The following is a 15,310-nucleotide window of genomic DNA, read 5'->3' on the forward strand; positions in this document are numbered from 1 at the left end:
CCCGCGCGTGCGGGGGCCCATTCAGCCCAGGCCGGGGTTCGGCGCGATGTTCTTCAGCACGGGTTCGTCGAGCCGGCGCGTGGTCACCACCTTGCGCGACTTCAGCCACGGCTCGATGACCTCCCACACCGGCTTGCTGCCGGCGGTGCGCGCCTCTTCGCTCACGGGCGCCCAGCCCGCGACCTTGTAGCTGCGATTGGCGTCGATGGGCTTGCCACCCAGGCGCATGTCCTGAATGCGCTGGCCCATCGCGGCCGTCGGGTCGCAGGTGTACTGCAGCCCGCCCACGCGCACCATGTCGCCGCCCTGCTGGTAGTAGGGGTCGGGATTGAAGAGGTTGTCGCACACGTCTTCGAGCACGGTCTTGAGCGTCTCGCCGGTCATCTGCGTCACCGTCGCGTACGAGTACGTGGTGGCCGTCATGTCCATCAGCCACTCGCGCGTGATCGCCTGGCCGGGCAGCAGCGAGGTGCCCCAGCGGAAGCCGGGCGAGAAGGCGATGGGCGCGTCCTGCACTTCCATGAGCGCATCGAGCAGCAGCTGGTCGCCGGTGCCGTTGAAGTTGCCGCGCCGGTACAGCGCGCCGTCGGTGTGAGCCAGGGTTTCGGCCAGCTTGGCTTCGTAGGGCGCGCGCACGCGGGTGATGAGCGCGTCCATCTCCTTGTCGGCCGGAATGAGGTCGGAGAACACGGGCAGCAGGCGGTAGCGGAAGTCGCTCACCTTCTTGCCCTTGACGTCGAAGTCGATCACGCCGAGGAACTTGCCGTTGGAGCCGCCGTTGACCACGATGGTCTTGCCGCCCGCGTTGCTCACCAGCGTGGGCATGGGCGTGCCGTCGTGCGTGTGGCCGCCCAGGATGGCGTCGACGCCGGTGACGCGGCTGGCCATCTTGAGGTCGACGTCCATGCCATTGTGCGACAGCACCACCACCACCTGCGCGCCCTTGCCGCGCGCCTCGTTCACCACGCGCTGCAGGTTGTCGTCCTGGATGCCGAAGGTCCAGTCGGCCACCATGTAGCGTGGGTTGGCGATGGGCGTGTACGGAAAGGCCTGGCCGATGATGGCGCAGGGCACGCCGTTGATCTCGCGCATCACGTAGGGCTTGAACACCGGGTCGCCGAAGTCGGCGGTCTTGACGTTCTGCGCCACGAACTCGACCTTGCCCGCAAAGTCTTTTTCGATGATCTGCTGCACCCGCGCCATGCCGTAGGTGAACTCCCAGTGCCCGGTCATCACGTCGACGCCGAGCAGCTTGCAGGCGTCGACCATGTCCTGTGCGTCGGTCCACAGCGACGTGGCCGAGCCCTGCCAGGTGTCGCCGCCGTCGAGCAGCAGCGCGCCGGGGCGGCTGGCCTTGAGCTGTTTCACCAGCGTGGCCAGGTGCGCGAAGCCGCCGACCTTGCCGTAGCGCTGCGCGGCCTTGTCGAAGTCAAGGTAGGTGAGCGCATGCGCCATGCGCGTGCCGGGCTTCACGCCGGCGGCCTTGAGCAAATGCTCGCCCACGAGGTGCGGCACCTTGCCGCGCATGTGGCCCACGCCGATGTTGACGCCCGGTTCGCGGAAGTACAGCGGCTTGAGCTGCGCGTGGCAGTCGGTCATGTGCAGCATCGACACGTTGCCGAAGGCCGGCACGGTGTACATGCCGTCGAGGCCGGCGGCCATGCTGCTGCCGTGGCGGCCCAGGCCCAGGCCGGCGACAGCGCCGGCACCGAGCATCTGGACGAACTCGCGCTTGGAAAGGTTCATGAAGAGAGAAGCCGGGCGTTCAGCGGTTGACGGGGGACTGGGGGTCGAGCAGCAAGCCCATCACGTCGCGGATCTGCTTCTCGTTGAGGATGCCGGAATGGCCGACGCGCGGCATGTTCGAGCAGGCGTTGTAGGCGCGCGCGTTCCACAGCTTGCCCCAGGTGTATTCGACGATGGGCTTGGACGCAGCGCTGGCCGGGTCGCTCACGCCGCGCAACTTTCCGTAGTGGTACAGGCTCGGGCCGAGCGTGCCGAAGGAGATTTCTTCCTTCGACATCTGGTGGCAGTTGTAGCAATTGCCGCCGTTGGCGGCATTGGCCGCGTCGGTCCAGGTGAGGCCACGGCCGTTCTGCGCGATCTTCTCGCCCTCGCGCCAGTCGCCGACGAACTTGCCATCGGAAGGCCAGCGCACGGTCTTCATGTTCGCGGCCTCGATCTCCTTGGTGCGCTGCTCGTCCAGCGGCTTGCCGCTGGCCTCGGCTTCGCTGCACGCGAGGTTGGCCGGGTCTTGCACGAGGCGGTCGACCTTGGCGATGCCCTGGTCGCGGAAGGAGCGCTGCAGCGCGTCGGCGGTGAGCTTGTCGAGCTCGGCGGCGCTGTCGACGGACGCGCAACCGAACACGGTGAGCGCGCAGGCCACGGCGGCCAGGCCGAGGAAATGATCAGACTTCATGGGCGTGGCTCCTTCAGCGCTTGATGGCCGGTGCGGTGGTCTTGCCGCCCTTGCCGTTGACGCCCATGTACACGGCCAGCGCCACGGTCACGTCGCTGGCATAGCCCGGGTACGGAAAGCGCTGCTGGCGGAAGCAGTCGTTGAGACGGCGCTGCATGCCCCACAGCTCGCCCGACGACACGCGGTACGCCGGCCAGGCACCGAAGCCTTCACCGGCGCCGGGGTTCTTCGTGAGGTTGGGCAGGTCTTGCAGGCGGATGCGCTTGCCGTCGGCGCCGTGGCAGGTGGCGCAGGCAAAGTCGTGCGGGCCGGCGCGCAGGAAGAACAGGCGCTTGCCCACTTCGTACGCACGGCGCTCGCTCGCATGCGACTGCGGCAGGTTCAGCGGCAGGCCTTTCGATTCGGCCGAGATCCACGCCACCAGCCCCTCGAGGTTCTTCTGCTCGCCCTGGCCGAACGGCGTCTTGGCGATGACGGCGGCGTCGAAGCCCTGCAAGGTTTCCATGCAGGTGAGCAGGCGCGACTCCATGTCCTGCACGCGGCCGGTGTCGGGAAAGTAGCGCGGCAGTTCGGCGAACGCGCCCTTCACCACGCCCGGGCCCTTGCCGAGGTCGCACTTCTCCATCGACGCGACCTTGGGCCCGCGCTTCTGTTTCCAGAGGTCTTCGCCCTTGGCCTCGAACAGTTCGGCGGGGTTGCCGTCCTGCAGCAGCGCGCGGTACTCGGCGATGCCTTCGGCCGTGGTCTTCTGCGCCGCGGCGGGCAGTGCGATGCTGCCGGCCAGCACCAGCAGGCTCAGGCATGTGGTTGTCCTCATGGGGCCGCCTTTTTTTCTCGTGGGGAACACAACACGCGAGCGAGCGCCCGCGTGGGCGAAGAAAGCGTCAGCTGACGGTGGCTTCGTCGGTGCGGGTGTCGCCGCGGTTGTCCTTCCAGGTCACGGCGATCTTGTCGCCGGCCTTCGCGCCCTTCAGCGTGAACTGCATGAAAGGGTTCTTCGACACCGCCGGGCCCCAGTCGGCCGTGAGCACGGTCTTGCCGTTGAGCGAGGCCGTGACCTCCTGGATGAACCAGGCGGGGATGGTCTTGCCGGCGGCGTCCTTGCGCTGGCCGGTTTCCATTTCGTGCGCCATGAGGATGCGCACGGTCGTCTTGTCGCCCGCGGCCTGGGCGCGGATGCGCATGGGATCTGCCATGGTGGTCTCCTTCTTCTCGTCGTGTTCTGTGTGTGAAGCCCGTCGCTCAGCCGCCGCAGCCGCCGAGCGTGACCTTGACTTCCTTCTTGGCGAAGAGCGCCTTGCCGTCGTTCATGACCGCGATCGCGTACACGTCGGACGACTGGCCCAGCTTGGCGCGCGTGGTGAAGTTCGACTCGACGAACTCCGAGGTGTTGAAGATCGCGACCACGGCGTTGGGGTTCTTCTCGACCAGCAGCATGAGCTGCTTCACGCCGGGCAGGGCGGTGGCCACGCTGAGCGGCACCACGGCGCCGTTCTCGGCGATGTCGGGGCCGGTGATGGTGACGTCCTTGCTCTCGGTGGGCGCGCCGGTGACGCCGACGGCCTTGAGCGCGTCGGCCACGCTCTTGGCGTCGAAGGCGTCTTTCGAATACGCGAGGGCGGTGGCGGGGAGCCAGCCGGCGGTGGCCGCCAGGCCTGCGAGGGCGGCGGACTGCGTGAGCATCTGTCTGCGGTTTTTCATGGGGTTGTCTCCTGTCGAATCATGGTCCGGCGCTGTCGGCGAGCCAGCGGGCGATGGCCTTGGCATCATCGTCGCCGAGGGTCTGCGGCGGCATCGGGATCGCCCCCCAGACGCCGGTGCTGCCCGCCTTGATCTTCTGCAGCAGATGGTCAGCCTGGCCGGGGTACTTTTTCGCGATGTCCGAGAAGGCGGGGCCGACGAGCTTCTGCGTCATGCCGTGGCAGGCGGTGCAGCTGTTCTTCTCGAGCAGCGCCACGGGCACCTTCGGGGCCGCGGCTGGTGCGCTGGTCTTCACGGCAGCAGCCACAGGCGCCGCGGTGGCGATGCCGCGCTGTGCACCCACCAGCCGGTTCTGGTCGGCGAGGTTGCCGTGGCTGCCGCGCGCATGCGGCGGCAGTTGCGCGACGGACGACGCCGCCGGCACGCAGTCGCGCATGCAGGCCACGGCCGACACGTCGGGCTTCGTCGCGCGGCCGAACTCGCTGCCGGGCCACATCGCGTGCGCGGTGGTGCCGCCGTTGCGGTTGGGCATGCGGGCCTGCACCTCGCGGATGTTCTTGTCGGACAGCGTGAAGTCGTCGGGCACGATGCCGCCGAGGTTCAGCATGTAGGCGGTGACGGCGTACACGTCGTCGGGTGTCAGCGACTTGGGCTGGTTCCACGGCATGGCGCGGTACACGTAGTCCCACACGGTCGACAGGCTCGTGACCTTCATCAGCGTGGTGCGGCCCGGGAAGGCCGGGTCTTTCAGGCGCGCGACGTGGCCGCTCTTGATGTCCTCGGCCGTGGTGCCGCCGACGATCGGGCTGAACACCTGGTTCGACTCGCCGAACACGCCGTGGCACGAGGCGCACTTGCCTTCCCACAGGTCCTGCCCGCGCGTGACCGAGCCCGAGCCGGGCGGCAGGCCCTTGAAGTCGGGGCGCACGTCGATGTCCCACGCGGCCACTTCCTTGGGCGTGGCGTCGCGGCCGATGCCGGCGTAGCCTGCCGTCTTCGGTTGCGCCCATGCCGCAGCGCCGCATGCGAGAACCAGCAACAGCAGTGCGCGCTTAGGAAAGCTGGACATTCGCCACCTCCCCGTTCGCCTGCACCTGCCACGACTGGATGGCGTTGTTGTGATAGATCGAGCGCGTGCCGCGCACCGCGCGCAGCTGCTTGTAGCTGGGCTGCACGTAGCCGGTGTCGTCGATCGCGCGGCTCTGGATGATGGCGGGCGTGCCGTCCCACACCCAGTCGATGTTGAAGCGCGTGAGGCACTTCGAGAGCACGGGCGATTCGAGCCGCGCGGTGCGCCAGTTGCGCCCGCCGTCCACGCTCACGTCCACGCGCTTCACCTTGCCGCGGCCCGACCATGCGAGGCCGGTGATGTTGTAGAAGCCCTTGTCGAGCAGCATCTGCCCGCCCGAGGGCGTGGTCACGACGCTCTTGCATTCCTGGATGCTGGTGTACTGGCGGTGCTGGCCGTCGGGCATCAGGTCGACGTAGTGCACGGTCTCGTCCTTGGCGCCGTAGGGCTGGTCGCCGAGTTCGATGCGGCGCAGGTACTTGACCCAGCTCACGCCCTGCACGCCGGGCACCACGAGCCGCAGCGGGTAGCCCTGCTCGGGCCGCAGCATCTCGCCGTTCTGGCCGTAGGCCACGAGCACCTCGCCGGAGCGGATGAGGCTCATGGGAATGGTGCGCGTCATCGACGAGCCGTCGGCGCCTTCGGCGAGCACGAAGCGCTCGCCCTTGAGGTCGGCGCCCGCCATCTCGAGCAGCGTGATCAGCGGCACGCCGGTGAACTCGCTGCACGACAGCATGCCGTGCGTGTACTGGGCCGTGGGCACGGCAACGTTGCCCCACTCCATGCCGGTGTTGGCGCCGCACTCGATGAAGTGAAAGCGCGACACCGAAGGCAGGCGCATCAGCTCGTCGAGCGTGAAGACCTTCGGCGTCTTCACCATGCCGTTGACCATCAGCCGGTGCTTGGACGGATCGATGTCCCACCAGCCCTGGTGGTGCCGCTCGAAGTGCAGGCCGCTGGGCGTGACGATGCCGAACAGCGACTGCAGCGGCGCGAACGACACCGAGGCCTGCGCGGTCGGCGTGAGCCCCGGGCTCTGGCGGCGCTGCACGTTGGCTTCGTACTTGGAAGGCTTGCCGTAGCCGTCGGTGACCACCGGCTGGCCGAGGCCCGTGCTGTGCGCGGGCAGGTTCAGGATGGCGGGGTCGCCGTCGCCCGCTGCGGTGCGCGTTTGCGCGAGCGCGGACGACGTGGCCGCCGTGCCTGCGACGGCCGCGGCGAAGGCGTTGCGGATGAAGTCGCGTCGCCCCTTGCCGGCTTCGGCGAAGACGGCGCGCACGCCTTGCGCGTCGAGAAAGTTCTCGGGTGCCTTGCGCACCTGCCCGGTCTGCTGGATGCTGCCGCTCATCGCGTCGCGTCCGTGGGCCTTACTTGGCGCCGCCCAACACCCAGGCGGCCAGCGCCTTGGCATCGGCCTCGCTCATCGCGGGCTGCGCGGGCATGGGCACGGCGCCCCACTTGCCGGTGCTGCCCTTCTGGATGCTCGCGGTGAGCGCGGCCAGCGCGTCGGCCTGGCCGGTGTACTTCTTCGCGACGTCGAGGTAGGCGGGGCCGACCAGCTTCTTGTCGACCGCGTGGCAGGCGAGGCAGGCGTTCTTCTGGGCCAGTTCCTTGTTGGCAAGGGCCGGTGTCGACAGCAGCAAGGCGGTGACAGCGACGGCGAGCGACGGCAGCAGCAACTTCAATTCGGTCTCCTCGAAACGCGCCCCGAAGCGGCCGGTTTCATCGTTAAATAAGTAAATCGTTATGTATTGATTTTAGGGACGATCGTGAACAAGGGAAGGGCTTTGCTCTTGGGGGAAACCCGTTCGGTTTCGCCATGCATAACGTCAGCTTCGGACGGCGGTGCGCGCTTGCTGCAGGCGTGCTTCGAGGTAGGCGCCGTAGAAGTCCGAGTCGCCGCCGGTCAGGCGCTCGGCGACCTCGCGGCCGTTGCGGCCGAAGAAGAGCACGGTCGGCGCGACGCTGACGTGCCACGCCTTGATGAGCGCGTCGTGCGTGCGCGTGGCGCCGTCGAAGTCGCGCACGGTGCGTTGATCACGAAAGTCGATCTGCACCACGGGCAAGCCCGCGGCGAGTTCGGGCATGAGGTAGTGCTCGCGCGCGATCTTGCAGAAGGGGCAGCCCTGCAGGCTGGCCATGACGACCAGCGGTTGCGCGCGGGCCAGCGCCGCCGCGAGCGCACCGGCCAGCGAGGCAGGCGCGGGCAATTGCACATCGGCCGCATGCACGGCCATCGGCGCCACGCACCACGCGGCGAGGCCCGCAACGAGCTGCCGGCGCGTGCGGTCGCCGCTCATCGCGCCTCCTGCTCCAGCAGCAGGTAGGTGTTGTAGGCGTTCATCCGGTTGGCCACCTTGAACAGCGGCCAGGCCTCGAAGCGCGACCAGTCGGTGGCGGCGTAGGCCTCGTCGAAGGGTGTCATCTCGGTGGCGGCCTTCTGCATCGCGCCGCGCAGGAAGACGAGGTAGTCGCGCGTCTGCCGCAGGTCTTGCGCCGGGTCGTCCGACACGGGGCCGTGGCCCGGCACGATGGTGCGTGCGTCGAGTGCGAGCAGCGCGTCGAGCGACGCGATCCAGTGCCGGCTGTCGGCCGAGCCCACGTAGGGCGTGCGGTTGCGGAACACGATGTCGCCGGTGAACAGCACCTTCTGCTGCGGCAGGAAGATGGCGAGGTCTTCGGGCGTGTGCGCGGGGCCGGCGGGCTGGATCACGAAGCGCGTGCCGCCAATCGTCAGTTCGGTGCGCCCGTCGATCCACACATCGGCCGGCACCAGGCGCGTGCGCTCGTCGATCCACGGCGCGAGCTCCTGGCGCGAGGCCTCGAGCCGCAGCCGCGCGGTGTCGGACGTGAGGTAGGTCTTACCCCGCGCGTGCGCCACGATCTGCGCGCCCAGCGCCTTGAACACCTGCAGGCCGTAGATGTGGTCGGCGTGGTAGTGCGTGAGGATGACGTGGCTGATCGGCTTGGGCGTGAGCTTGCGGATCTCTTCCACCATGCGCTCGGCAACGGCGGGCGAGCCGAGCGCGTCGATCATCACGACGCTGTCGCGCGTGACGACGAAGCCGGCGTTGGAGATGAAGTTCTGGTTCTCCTTCGAGCCCAGCGCGGGGATGCCCTGCACGTAGTAGATGTCGGGCGCCACCGGCAGCGGGCGGATCTCGGGCGCGGCGAACGCGGCACTGGCGCTCAGCCAGAGCGCAGCGCACATCAGCAGCGCCTTCGCGCGAACGGCGGTGGGCCGGCACGGGAACATCGTGGGTCGTCTCCTGCGGGCTGGGCGGCGAGGGCCGCGGGCTTGCCCGGCTGTAAATATAAGCAGAAGATGATATTTTGCGGGCAACGACAACAGCCAGAGGGTTTCCCCATGAGACACGCATTCATCGCTTTCCTGCTCGCCATGGTCGCCACGTTCGCGGGCGCGCAGGAGACCAAGGTGGTCTACCACGTCAACACCGGCGTGGAGAGCAGCGCCGCCATCCTGGCGAACATCACGAACCACCTGAACGCGGACCCGAAGGCGAAGATCGTCGTGGTCACGCACGGCCCCGGCATCGACTTCCTGCTGAGCGACGCCAAGGACAGCCGGGGCCGCGAGTTCAGCGGCCCGGTGAGCGCGCTGGCGGGGCGCGGCGTGGAGTTCAAGGTGTGCAACAACACGCTGACCACGCGCAACATCGACGCGGGCAAGCTGCTGATGGAAACCAAGGTGGTGCCCTCGGGCGTGGCCGAGGTGGCGCGGCTGCAGGCGAAGGAAGGCTACGTCTACCTGAAGCCCTGAAGTTCAGAAGCCGGCTGATGCCGGCCTTCTTCTCTTCTTCTTATTCCTGCTCGATGGCGATCTGCACGCAGATGCTGCGGCACAGCGCCACCACGGTTTCGTTCGCGATGCTGTAGTAGATGCTCACGCCGTCGCGGCGTCGCGCGAGCACGCCCGCCTGGTAGAGCGTGTTCAGGTGCTGCGACATGTTGGGCTGCGTGGTGTCGATCTGCGCGAGCAGCTCGCTCACGTTCTTCTCGCCATTGCACAGCAGGCTCACGATCTTCAGCCGCATGGGCGCGGCCATGGCCCGGAACAGGTCGGCGGCCATGTCGAAGACCTCGTCCTCGGTGACAGCCGCGGACTTCTTACGGGGTTTGGTGGCCATGCTGAATAGGTTCATGCGCAGGTCGCAATGTACATCGGCGTCTGGCGGCGCGAGCGATGTCCCGGCGGCCGTACGGCGATTGCGCGCGGCCGCCGCGTCACAAAAGCGACGCGCCGCCCGTCTTCGGGGTGCGGGGATGTCCCCGCGCAACCACCCGGAGCACCCCGCATGCACGCCACGCCAAAGATAGCCCTGCCCTATTGGGGCCATTGCCACGTCTTTCTCGACAGCGTTCGGACACGATCTAATAATCAAAGCACTTTCTTTGATAAAAAAGCAGGTTGCGTATGAACAAACAATCCAGGACCTGGCTCGGCGCCAGTCTCACGGTCGCGGTGCTGGGCGCGGCGGGCTACGGGCTCGTGGCGAAATTCCAGCCGGCCCATGCACAGGGCGGCGCCATGCCGCCGGCCAAGGTGGCGGTGGCCCCCGCGCGGCAGACCGAGATGGCGCGCTTTCTCGGCGGCATCGGCACGCTGGAGGCCAACCGGCAGGTCGAGGTGCCGGCCGAGGTGGAGGGCCGGGTCGCGAAGATCCTCTTCACGCCGGGCGCGCAGGTGCGTGCCGGCCAGCTGCTGGTGCAGCTGAACGACGCGCCCGAGCAGGGCGACCTCGAACGGCTGCGCGCCCAGCAGGCCAATGCCAGGGCCCTGCTCGAACGCACGCGCCGCCTGCTGCCGCAGCAGGCCGCCACGCAGGAGCAAATGGAGCAGGCGCAAGCCGCCTTCGACCAGGCCAGCGGCGAGCTGCGGCGCGTGCAGGCGCTCATCGAGCAGAAGCACATCCGGGCGCCGTTCGACGGCGTGCTGGGCATCCGCAAGGTCAACCTCGGCCAGTTCGTGCGCGCCGGCGATGCGCTGGTGTCGCTCACCGATGCGCGCACGCTGTTCGCCAACCTCACGCTGCCCGAGAACGCGCTGCCAGCGCTGCGGCGCAACCAGGCGGTGGCGCTCGCGGTCGATGCCTACCCGGGCCGCGTCTTCCCCGCCAAGCTCAGCGCCATCGAACCCATGATCGGCAGCGACACGCGCACCGTGCGGCTGCAGGCCACGGTCGACAACGCCGACGGCGCGCTCACGCCCGGCATGTACGTCAACGCCAAGGTCGCACTGCCCACGCGCGCCGACGCCATCGCGGTGCCTGAAACCGCCATCACCTACAGCACGCACGGCGACTCGGTGTTCGTGGTGCGCGCCGGCGACAAGGGCGACGGCTTCTCGGTGCAGCAGGTGTTCGTGAAGACCGGCGAACGACAAGACGGCCTGGTCGTCGTCGAGCAGGGCCTGAAGGCCGGCGAGCAGGTCGTCACCTCGGGCCAGCTGCGTCTGTACAACGGCGCCGCCGTGGCCCCGGCCGCGAAGGACACGCTGGCCCTGCAGGACGCGAAGTCATGAAGTTCACCGACCTCTTCGTGCGCCGGCCCGTGCTGGCGCTGGTGGTGAGCACGCTCATCCTGTTGCTCGGCGCGCGTGCGCTGGTCGACCTGCCGGTGCGCCAGTACCCGCTCACCGAGAGCACCACGCTCACCATCACCACGCAGTACCCCGGCGCCTCGCCGGAGCTGATGCAGGGCTTCGTCACGCAGCCCATCGCGCAGGCGGTGGCGACGATCGAGAACGTCGACTACCTCTCGTCGTCGTCCACGCTGGGCCGCAGCGTGATCAGCGTGCGCATGAAGCTCAACGCCGACGCCAACCAGGCGCTCACGCAGGCCATGGCGCAGGTCAGTCAGGTGAAGTACCGGCTGCCGGCCGAGGCCTTCGACCCGGTGATCCTCAAGTCGTCGGGCGAGGCCACGGCCGTCGCCTACGTGGGCTTCTCGAGCAAGACGATGCCCGTGCCGCAGCTCACCGACTACCTCTCGCGCGTGGTGCAGCCGCAGTTCGCGTCGATCGAGGGCGTCTCGGGCGTCGAGGTGTCGGGCGGGCAGACGCTGGCGATGCGCGTGTGGCTGGACGCCAACCGCATGGCCGCGCGCGGCATCTCGGCCGGCGAGCTGGCCGACGCGCTGCGCCAGAACAACGTGCAGGCCGCCCCCGGGCAGGTGAAGGGCCTGTACGTGGTGTCGAACATCCGCGTGAACACCGACCTGGTGAACGTGGCGGAGTTCCGCGACATGGTCATCAAGCGCCAGACCGACGGTGGAAGCGACGCCATCGTGCGCCTGGGCGACGTGGCCACGGTGGAGCTCGGCGCGGCGAGCGCCGACAGCAGCGCGACGATGGACGGCGACAAGGCCATCTACCTCGGCCTGCAGGCCGCGCCCAACGGCAACCCGCTGGTGATCGTGAAGCGCATCCGCGACCTGCTGCCCGGCATCAAGCAGAACCTGCCGCCGGGCGTGGAGGTGCAACTGCCCTTCGAGCTCGCGCGCTTCATCGAGGCCTCGATCGACGAGGTGCAGAAGACACTGCTCGAAGCCATCGCCATCGTGGTGCTGGTGATCTTCCTGTGCCTGGGCTCGCTGCGCGCGGTGCTCATTCCGGTGGTGACCATTCCGCTGTCGATGCTGGGCGCGGCGGCGCTGATGCTGCTGTTCGGCTTCAGCATCAACCTGCTCACGCTGCTGGCGATGGTGCTGGCCATCGGCCTGGTGGTGGACGACGCCATCGTGGTGGTGGAGAACGTGCACCGCCACATCGAGGAAGGCAAGTCGCGCGTGCAGGCCGCATTGATTGGCGCACGCGAAGTGGCCGGCCCGGTGATCGCGATGACGCTCACGCTGGCCGCGGTGTACGCGCCCATCGGCCTCATGGGCGGGCTCACGGGCTCGCTGTTCAAGGAGTTCGCCTTCACGCTGGCCGGCGCGGTGGTGGTGTCGGGCGTGATCGCGCTCACGCTGTCGCCGGTGATGAGCTCGTTCCTGTTGCCGCAAGATGCCACGGCGGGCCGCATGGCGCGTTATGCCGAGGCCTTCTTCCACAAGCTGGCCACGGCCTACGGGCGGCTGCTCGACGTGTCGCTGCACCATCGCTGGGTCACGGGCCTGCTGGCCGCGGCCGTGCTCGTGAGTCTGCCTTTTCTGTACAACGCGGCGCAGCGCGAGCTGGCGCCCGGCGAAGACCAGGCGATGGTGATGACCGTCATCAAGTCGCCGCAGCACGCCAACATCGACTACGTCGAAAAGTTCGGCCAGAAGTGGGACGAGGTGCTGGCCAAGTTGCCCGAAAACACCGGTCGCTGGCTCATCAACGGCTCGGACGGCGTCTCCAACAGCATCGGCGGCGTGCAGCTGTCCGACTGGAAGGATCGCCAGCGCAACGCCGACCAGATCCAGGGCGACGTGCAGGGCGGCATGAACGAGGTCGAGGGCAGCAGCGTGTTCGCCTTTCAGCTGCCGTCGCTTCCCGGTTCGACCGGTGGGCTTCCGGTGCAGATGGTGATCCGCAGTGCGGGCGACCACCGCAGCGTGTTCGAGGCGATGGAAACACTGAAGAAGGCGGCGCGCGAGAGCGGCAAGTTCGCCGTGGTCGACAGCGACCTGGAGTTCAACAACCCCGTGACCGAGGTGCGCGTGGACCGCGCCAAGGCCAACAGCATGGGCGTGACCATGAAGGCCATCGGCGACACGCTGGCGGTGCTGGTAGGCGAGAACTACGTCAACCGCTTCGGCATGGACGGGCGCTCGTACGACGTGATTCCGCAGTCGCCGCGCGACCAGCGGCTCACGGCCGAGGCGCTCGCTCGCTACTTCGTGAAGAGCGCGAGCGGCCAGCCCGTGCCGCTGGCCAACCTGGTGCAGCTGTCGACCAGCGTGGGCCCCAACAAGCTCACGCAGTTCAACCAGCTCAACGCCGCGACCTTCCAGGCCATTCCGATGCCGGGCGTGACCATGGGCGACGCCGTGGCGTTCCTGAGCGAAGAGGCGAAGAAGCTGCCGGCCGGCTTCAGCTACGACTGGCAGTCGGACGCGCGCCAGTTCACGCAGGAAGGCTCGGCGCTGGTGATGGCCTTCGTGTTCGCGATCGTGGTGATCTACCTGGTGCTGGCCGCGCAGTACGAGAGCCTGCGCGACCCGCTGATCATCCTGGTCAGCGTGCCGATGTCGATCTGCGGCGCGCTGGTGCCACTGGCGCTGGGCTTTGCCACCATCAACATCTACACGCAGATCGGGCTGGTGACGCTCATCGGGCTCATCAGCAAGCACGGCATCCTGATGGTGGAGTTCGCCAACGAGATCCAGGAGCGCCTGAACCTGGAGCGCCGCGCCGCCATCGAGCAGGCCGCGCGCATCCGGCTGCGCCCGATTTTGATGACCACGGCCGCGATGGTGGTGGGCCTGGTGCCGCTGCTGTTCGCGAGCGGCGCAGGTGCCAACAGCCGCTTCAGCATCGGCCTGGTGATCGTGGTCGGCATGCTGGTGGGCACGCTGTTCACGCTGTTCGTGCTGCCCACCATGTACACGCTGCTGGCACGCGACCACCGCACGGTGGGCCGCTCGCAGCGTGCCGCCGAACTCGAGGCGCTCGTGGCGCGCGAGCCTGCCGGCGACACCGTCTGAGACACCGGGAACATGACCATGACGACAAGAAGACCCTTCTCCTACGCCGCACCCTTCGCCCTCAGCCTGCTGGTGCTGGCCGGCTGTGCGGTCGGGCCGAAGTACGCCGCGCCGAACGATGCGCCGGTGGCCATCGCCGCCCCCGAGCGCGCGCTGTTCGCGCCCGACGCGGTGCAGCGCGACTGGTGGCGCCAGCTCGACGACCCGCAGCTCGACGCGCTCATCGAACGCGCACTGGCCGGCAACCACGACATCCGCATCGCCCACGCGCGGCTGCTGGAAGCGCGTGCGATGCAGACCGAGGCCGAGCTCGACCGCCTGCCCGTGGTGACGCTGGGCGCCAGCAAGACGCGCAGCATCGCGCAAGGCAACGGCGTGCCGGCCGACGCGCGCACGCTGGCGCAAAGCAGCCGCGCCGGCTTCGACGCCGGCTGGGAGATCGACCTCTTCGGCCGGCTGCAGCGCCTGGACGAAGCCGCCACCGCGCGCGCCCAGGCCAGCGCGGCCGACCTCGAGCAGGTGCGCATCGTGGCCGTGGCCGAACTGGCGCGCAACTACTACGAGATGCGCGGCGCCGAGCAGCGCCTGGCCGTGACGCAGCGCACCCTCGACAGCCTGCGCCAGAGCCTGCGCGTGACCGAGGCGCAGGTGCGCACCGGGCGCGGCCTCGAAGGCGACCTGGCGAGCGCGCAGGCCAACCTGGCCAGCACCGAGAGCCAGCTGCCCGCGCTCGAGACCACGCGCCGCCAGGCCGCGCACCGCGTCGCCGTGCTGGCGGGCCTGCGCCCGGCCGAGCTGACGCCGATGCTGCAGCCGCACCCGCTGCGCGTGCTCGACAAGCGCCTGCCCATCGGCGACCTGGGCGATCTGCTGCGCCGCCGGCCCGACGTGCTGCGCGCCGAGCGCGGCCTGGCCGCCAGCACCGCCGACGTGGGCGCGGCCACGGCCGAGCTGTACCCGCGCGTCGACATCGGCGGCTTCCTGGGCTTCATCGCGCTGCGCGGTGCCGACCTGGGCAGTTCGTCGAGCCGCGCCTTCAGCGTCACGCCCGGCGTGAGCTGGCCTGCGCTGCGGCTGGGCTCGGTCAAGGCCCGCCTGCGCGGCGCCGAGGCCCGCGCCGAGGGCGAGCGCGCCGTCTACGAACAGACCGTGCTGCGCGCCATCGAGGACGTCGAAAGCGCCCTCACCGGATACGGCCAGAACCAGCTGCGCCTGCAGCGGCTGCTGGAGGCCTCGACCCGCAGCGGCCGCGCCGCCGAGCTGGCCGAAGTGCGCTACCGCGAAGGCGCCGCGCCCTACCTGAGCGTGCTCGACGCGCAGCGCACCCTGCTGCGCGCGCAGGATGCCGTGGCCGAGGCCGAAACGGCCTCGTTCACCAGCCTCGTCGCGCTTTACAAAGCACTGGGCGGAGGGTGGCAAGCGCCCACGGATGCGAAGGGAGGGCCAACCACCTGACAATGACGCTGTTTTCC

The 15,310-nt window shown here is 68.7% G+C and carries 15 protein-coding genes; 4 read left to right on the plus strand and 11 right to left on the minus strand.

All coding sequences use genetic code 11. From position 1 onward, the window contains the following. Window positions 1-21: 21 nt before the first annotated feature. The 10 genes from soxB to VHAB30_RS29545 all read right to left on the minus strand — a co-directional run bounded on the left by soxB (window position 22) and on the right by VHAB30_RS29545 (window position 8,445). Window positions 22-1,746 carry a thiosulfohydrolase SoxB gene (gene soxB, locus VHAB30_RS29500; protein WP_159279564.1) on the minus strand — a complete coding sequence of 575 codons (1,725 nt, stop codon included), beginning with the start codon at window positions 1,744-1,746 and terminating at the stop codon, window positions 22-24. Window positions 1,747-1,765: 19 nt separating this feature from the next. After that, the gene (soxX, locus tag VHAB30_RS29505) at window positions 1,766-2,419 is read right to left on the minus strand and encodes a sulfur oxidation c-type cytochrome SoxX (protein ID WP_159279565.1); all 654 of its coding nucleotides are present in this window, start codon (window positions 2,417-2,419) and stop codon (window positions 1,766-1,768) included. 13 nt (window positions 2,420-2,432) lie between these two features. Then, window positions 2,433-3,236 carry a sulfur oxidation c-type cytochrome SoxA gene (soxA, locus tag VHAB30_RS29510; RefSeq protein WP_159279566.1) on the minus strand — a complete coding sequence of 268 codons (804 nt, stop codon included), beginning with the start codon at window positions 3,234-3,236 and terminating at the stop codon, window positions 2,433-2,435. 67 nt (window positions 3,237-3,303) lie between these two features. Next, on the minus strand, window positions 3,304-3,615 hold the full coding sequence (soxZ, locus tag VHAB30_RS29515; protein WP_172438442.1) for a thiosulfate oxidation carrier complex protein SoxZ: 312 nt from the start codon (window positions 3,613-3,615) through the stop codon (window positions 3,304-3,306). 46 nt (window positions 3,616-3,661) lie between these two features. Then, window positions 3,662-4,120, minus strand: a complete 459-nt coding sequence (gene soxY / locus VHAB30_RS29520; RefSeq protein ID WP_056576806.1) for a thiosulfate oxidation carrier protein SoxY — start codon at window positions 4,118-4,120, stop codon at window positions 3,662-3,664. A 19-nt stretch (window positions 4,121-4,139) separates the two neighbouring features. Next, window positions 4,140-5,189: a c-type cytochrome gene (locus tag VHAB30_RS29525; protein WP_159279567.1), complete on the minus strand. Its 1,050-nt coding sequence runs from the start codon at window positions 5,187-5,189 to the stop codon at window positions 4,140-4,142. Further along, the gene (gene soxC / locus VHAB30_RS29530; protein ID WP_159274800.1) at window positions 5,173-6,537 is read right to left on the minus strand and encodes a sulfite dehydrogenase; all 1,365 of its coding nucleotides are present in this window, start codon (window positions 6,535-6,537) and stop codon (window positions 5,173-5,175) included. Before soxC ends, VHAB30_RS29525 begins: the two co-directional genes overlap by 17 nt. A 19-nt stretch (window positions 6,538-6,556) precedes the next feature. Then, on the minus strand, window positions 6,557-6,874 hold the full coding sequence (locus tag VHAB30_RS29535) for a c-type cytochrome (protein ID WP_062473853.1): 318 nt from the start codon (window positions 6,872-6,874) through the stop codon (window positions 6,557-6,559). A gap of 144 nt (window positions 6,875-7,018) precedes the next feature. Further along, a complete protein-coding gene (locus VHAB30_RS29540) occupies window positions 7,019-7,489 on the minus strand; it encodes a thioredoxin domain-containing protein (protein WP_159279568.1) in 471 nt (156 codons plus the stop codon). Continuing rightward, entirely contained in the window at window positions 7,486-8,445 is a 960-nt protein-coding gene (locus tag VHAB30_RS29545) for an MBL fold metallo-hydrolase (RefSeq protein WP_159279569.1), read from the minus strand. The genes VHAB30_RS29540 and VHAB30_RS29545 overlap by 4 nt, the downstream gene beginning before the upstream one ends. 111 nt (window positions 8,446-8,556) lie before the next feature. Here VHAB30_RS29545 and VHAB30_RS29550 point away from each other — a divergent pair, with 111 nt between their 5' ends. After that, on the plus strand, window positions 8,557-8,970 hold the full coding sequence (locus tag VHAB30_RS29550) for a DsrE family protein (RefSeq protein WP_070063008.1): 414 nt from the start codon (window positions 8,557-8,559) through the stop codon (window positions 8,968-8,970). A 40-nt stretch (window positions 8,971-9,010) separates the two neighbouring features. Here the strand turns inward: VHAB30_RS29550 and VHAB30_RS29555 are convergent, their stop codons facing one another. Beyond that, window positions 9,011-9,337: an ArsR/SmtB family transcription factor gene (locus VHAB30_RS29555; RefSeq protein ID WP_062473861.1), complete on the minus strand. Its 327-nt coding sequence runs from the start codon at window positions 9,335-9,337 to the stop codon at window positions 9,011-9,013. Between the two features lie 287 nt (window positions 9,338-9,624). Here VHAB30_RS29555 and VHAB30_RS29560 point away from each other — a divergent pair, with 287 nt between their 5' ends. The 3 genes from VHAB30_RS29560 to VHAB30_RS29570 are packed head-to-tail and all read left to right on the plus strand — an operon-like array spanning window position 9,625 to window position 15,293. Next, window positions 9,625-10,731, plus strand: a complete 1,107-nt coding sequence (locus VHAB30_RS29560; protein WP_159279570.1) for an efflux RND transporter periplasmic adaptor subunit — start codon at window positions 9,625-9,627, stop codon at window positions 10,729-10,731. Beyond that, complete coding sequence (locus VHAB30_RS29565; RefSeq protein ID WP_159279571.1) at window positions 10,728-13,838, plus strand: MexW/MexI family multidrug efflux RND transporter permease subunit; 3,111 nt, start codon at window positions 10,728-10,730, stop codon at window positions 13,836-13,838. Before VHAB30_RS29560 ends, VHAB30_RS29565 begins: the two co-directional genes overlap by 4 nt. Before the next feature lie 12 nt (window positions 13,839-13,850). Next, entirely contained in the window at window positions 13,851-15,293 is a 1,443-nt protein-coding gene (locus VHAB30_RS29570) for an efflux transporter outer membrane subunit (RefSeq protein ID WP_390904079.1), read from the plus strand. The last annotated feature ends 17 nt before the right edge of the window (window positions 15,294-15,310 follow it).

This window comes from Variovorax boronicumulans (assembly GCF_009811375.1).
GTDB lineage: Bacteria > Pseudomonadota > Gammaproteobacteria > Burkholderiales > Burkholderiaceae_C > Variovorax > Variovorax boronicumulans.

Excerpts from the sequence above, each read along its gene's own strand:
- soxB (WP_159279564.1), bottom strand. The coding sequence starts at position 1,746 with ATGAACCTTTCCAAGCGCGAGTTCGTCCAGATGCTCGGTGCCGGCGCT.
- soxX (WP_159279565.1), bottom strand. The coding sequence starts at position 2,419 with ATGAAGTCTGATCATTTCCTCGGCCTGGCCGCCGTGGCCTGCGCGCTC.
- soxA (WP_159279566.1), bottom strand. The coding sequence starts at position 3,236 with ATGAGGACAACCACATGCCTGAGCCTGCTGGTGCTGGCCGGCAGCATC.
- soxZ (WP_172438442.1), bottom strand. The coding sequence starts at position 3,615 with ATGGCAGATCCCATGCGCATCCGCGCCCAGGCCGCGGGCGACAAGACG.
- soxY (WP_056576806.1), bottom strand. The coding sequence starts at position 4,120 with ATGAAAAACCGCAGACAGATGCTCACGCAGTCCGCCGCCCTCGCAGGC.
- VHAB30_RS29525 (WP_159279567.1), bottom strand. The coding sequence starts at position 5,189 with ATGTCCAGCTTTCCTAAGCGCGCACTGCTGTTGCTGGTTCTCGCATGC.
- soxC (WP_159274800.1), bottom strand. The coding sequence starts at position 6,537 with ATGAGCGGCAGCATCCAGCAGACCGGGCAGGTGCGCAAGGCACCCGAG.
- VHAB30_RS29540 (WP_159279568.1), bottom strand. The coding sequence starts at position 7,489 with ATGAGCGGCGACCGCACGCGCCGGCAGCTCGTTGCGGGCCTCGCCGCG.
- VHAB30_RS29545 (WP_159279569.1), bottom strand. The coding sequence starts at position 8,445 with ATGTTCCCGTGCCGGCCCACCGCCGTTCGCGCGAAGGCGCTGCTGATG.
- VHAB30_RS29550 (WP_070063008.1), top strand. The coding sequence starts at position 8,557 with ATGAGACACGCATTCATCGCTTTCCTGCTCGCCATGGTCGCCACGTTC.
- VHAB30_RS29555 (WP_062473861.1), bottom strand. The coding sequence starts at position 9,337 with ATGGCCACCAAACCCCGTAAGAAGTCCGCGGCTGTCACCGAGGACGAG.
- VHAB30_RS29560 (WP_159279570.1), top strand. The coding sequence starts at position 9,625 with ATGAACAAACAATCCAGGACCTGGCTCGGCGCCAGTCTCACGGTCGCG.
- VHAB30_RS29565 (WP_159279571.1), top strand. The coding sequence starts at position 10,728 with ATGAAGTTCACCGACCTCTTCGTGCGCCGGCCCGTGCTGGCGCTGGTG.
- VHAB30_RS29570 (WP_390904079.1), top strand. The coding sequence starts at position 13,851 with ATGACCATGACGACAAGAAGACCCTTCTCCTACGCCGCACCCTTCGCC.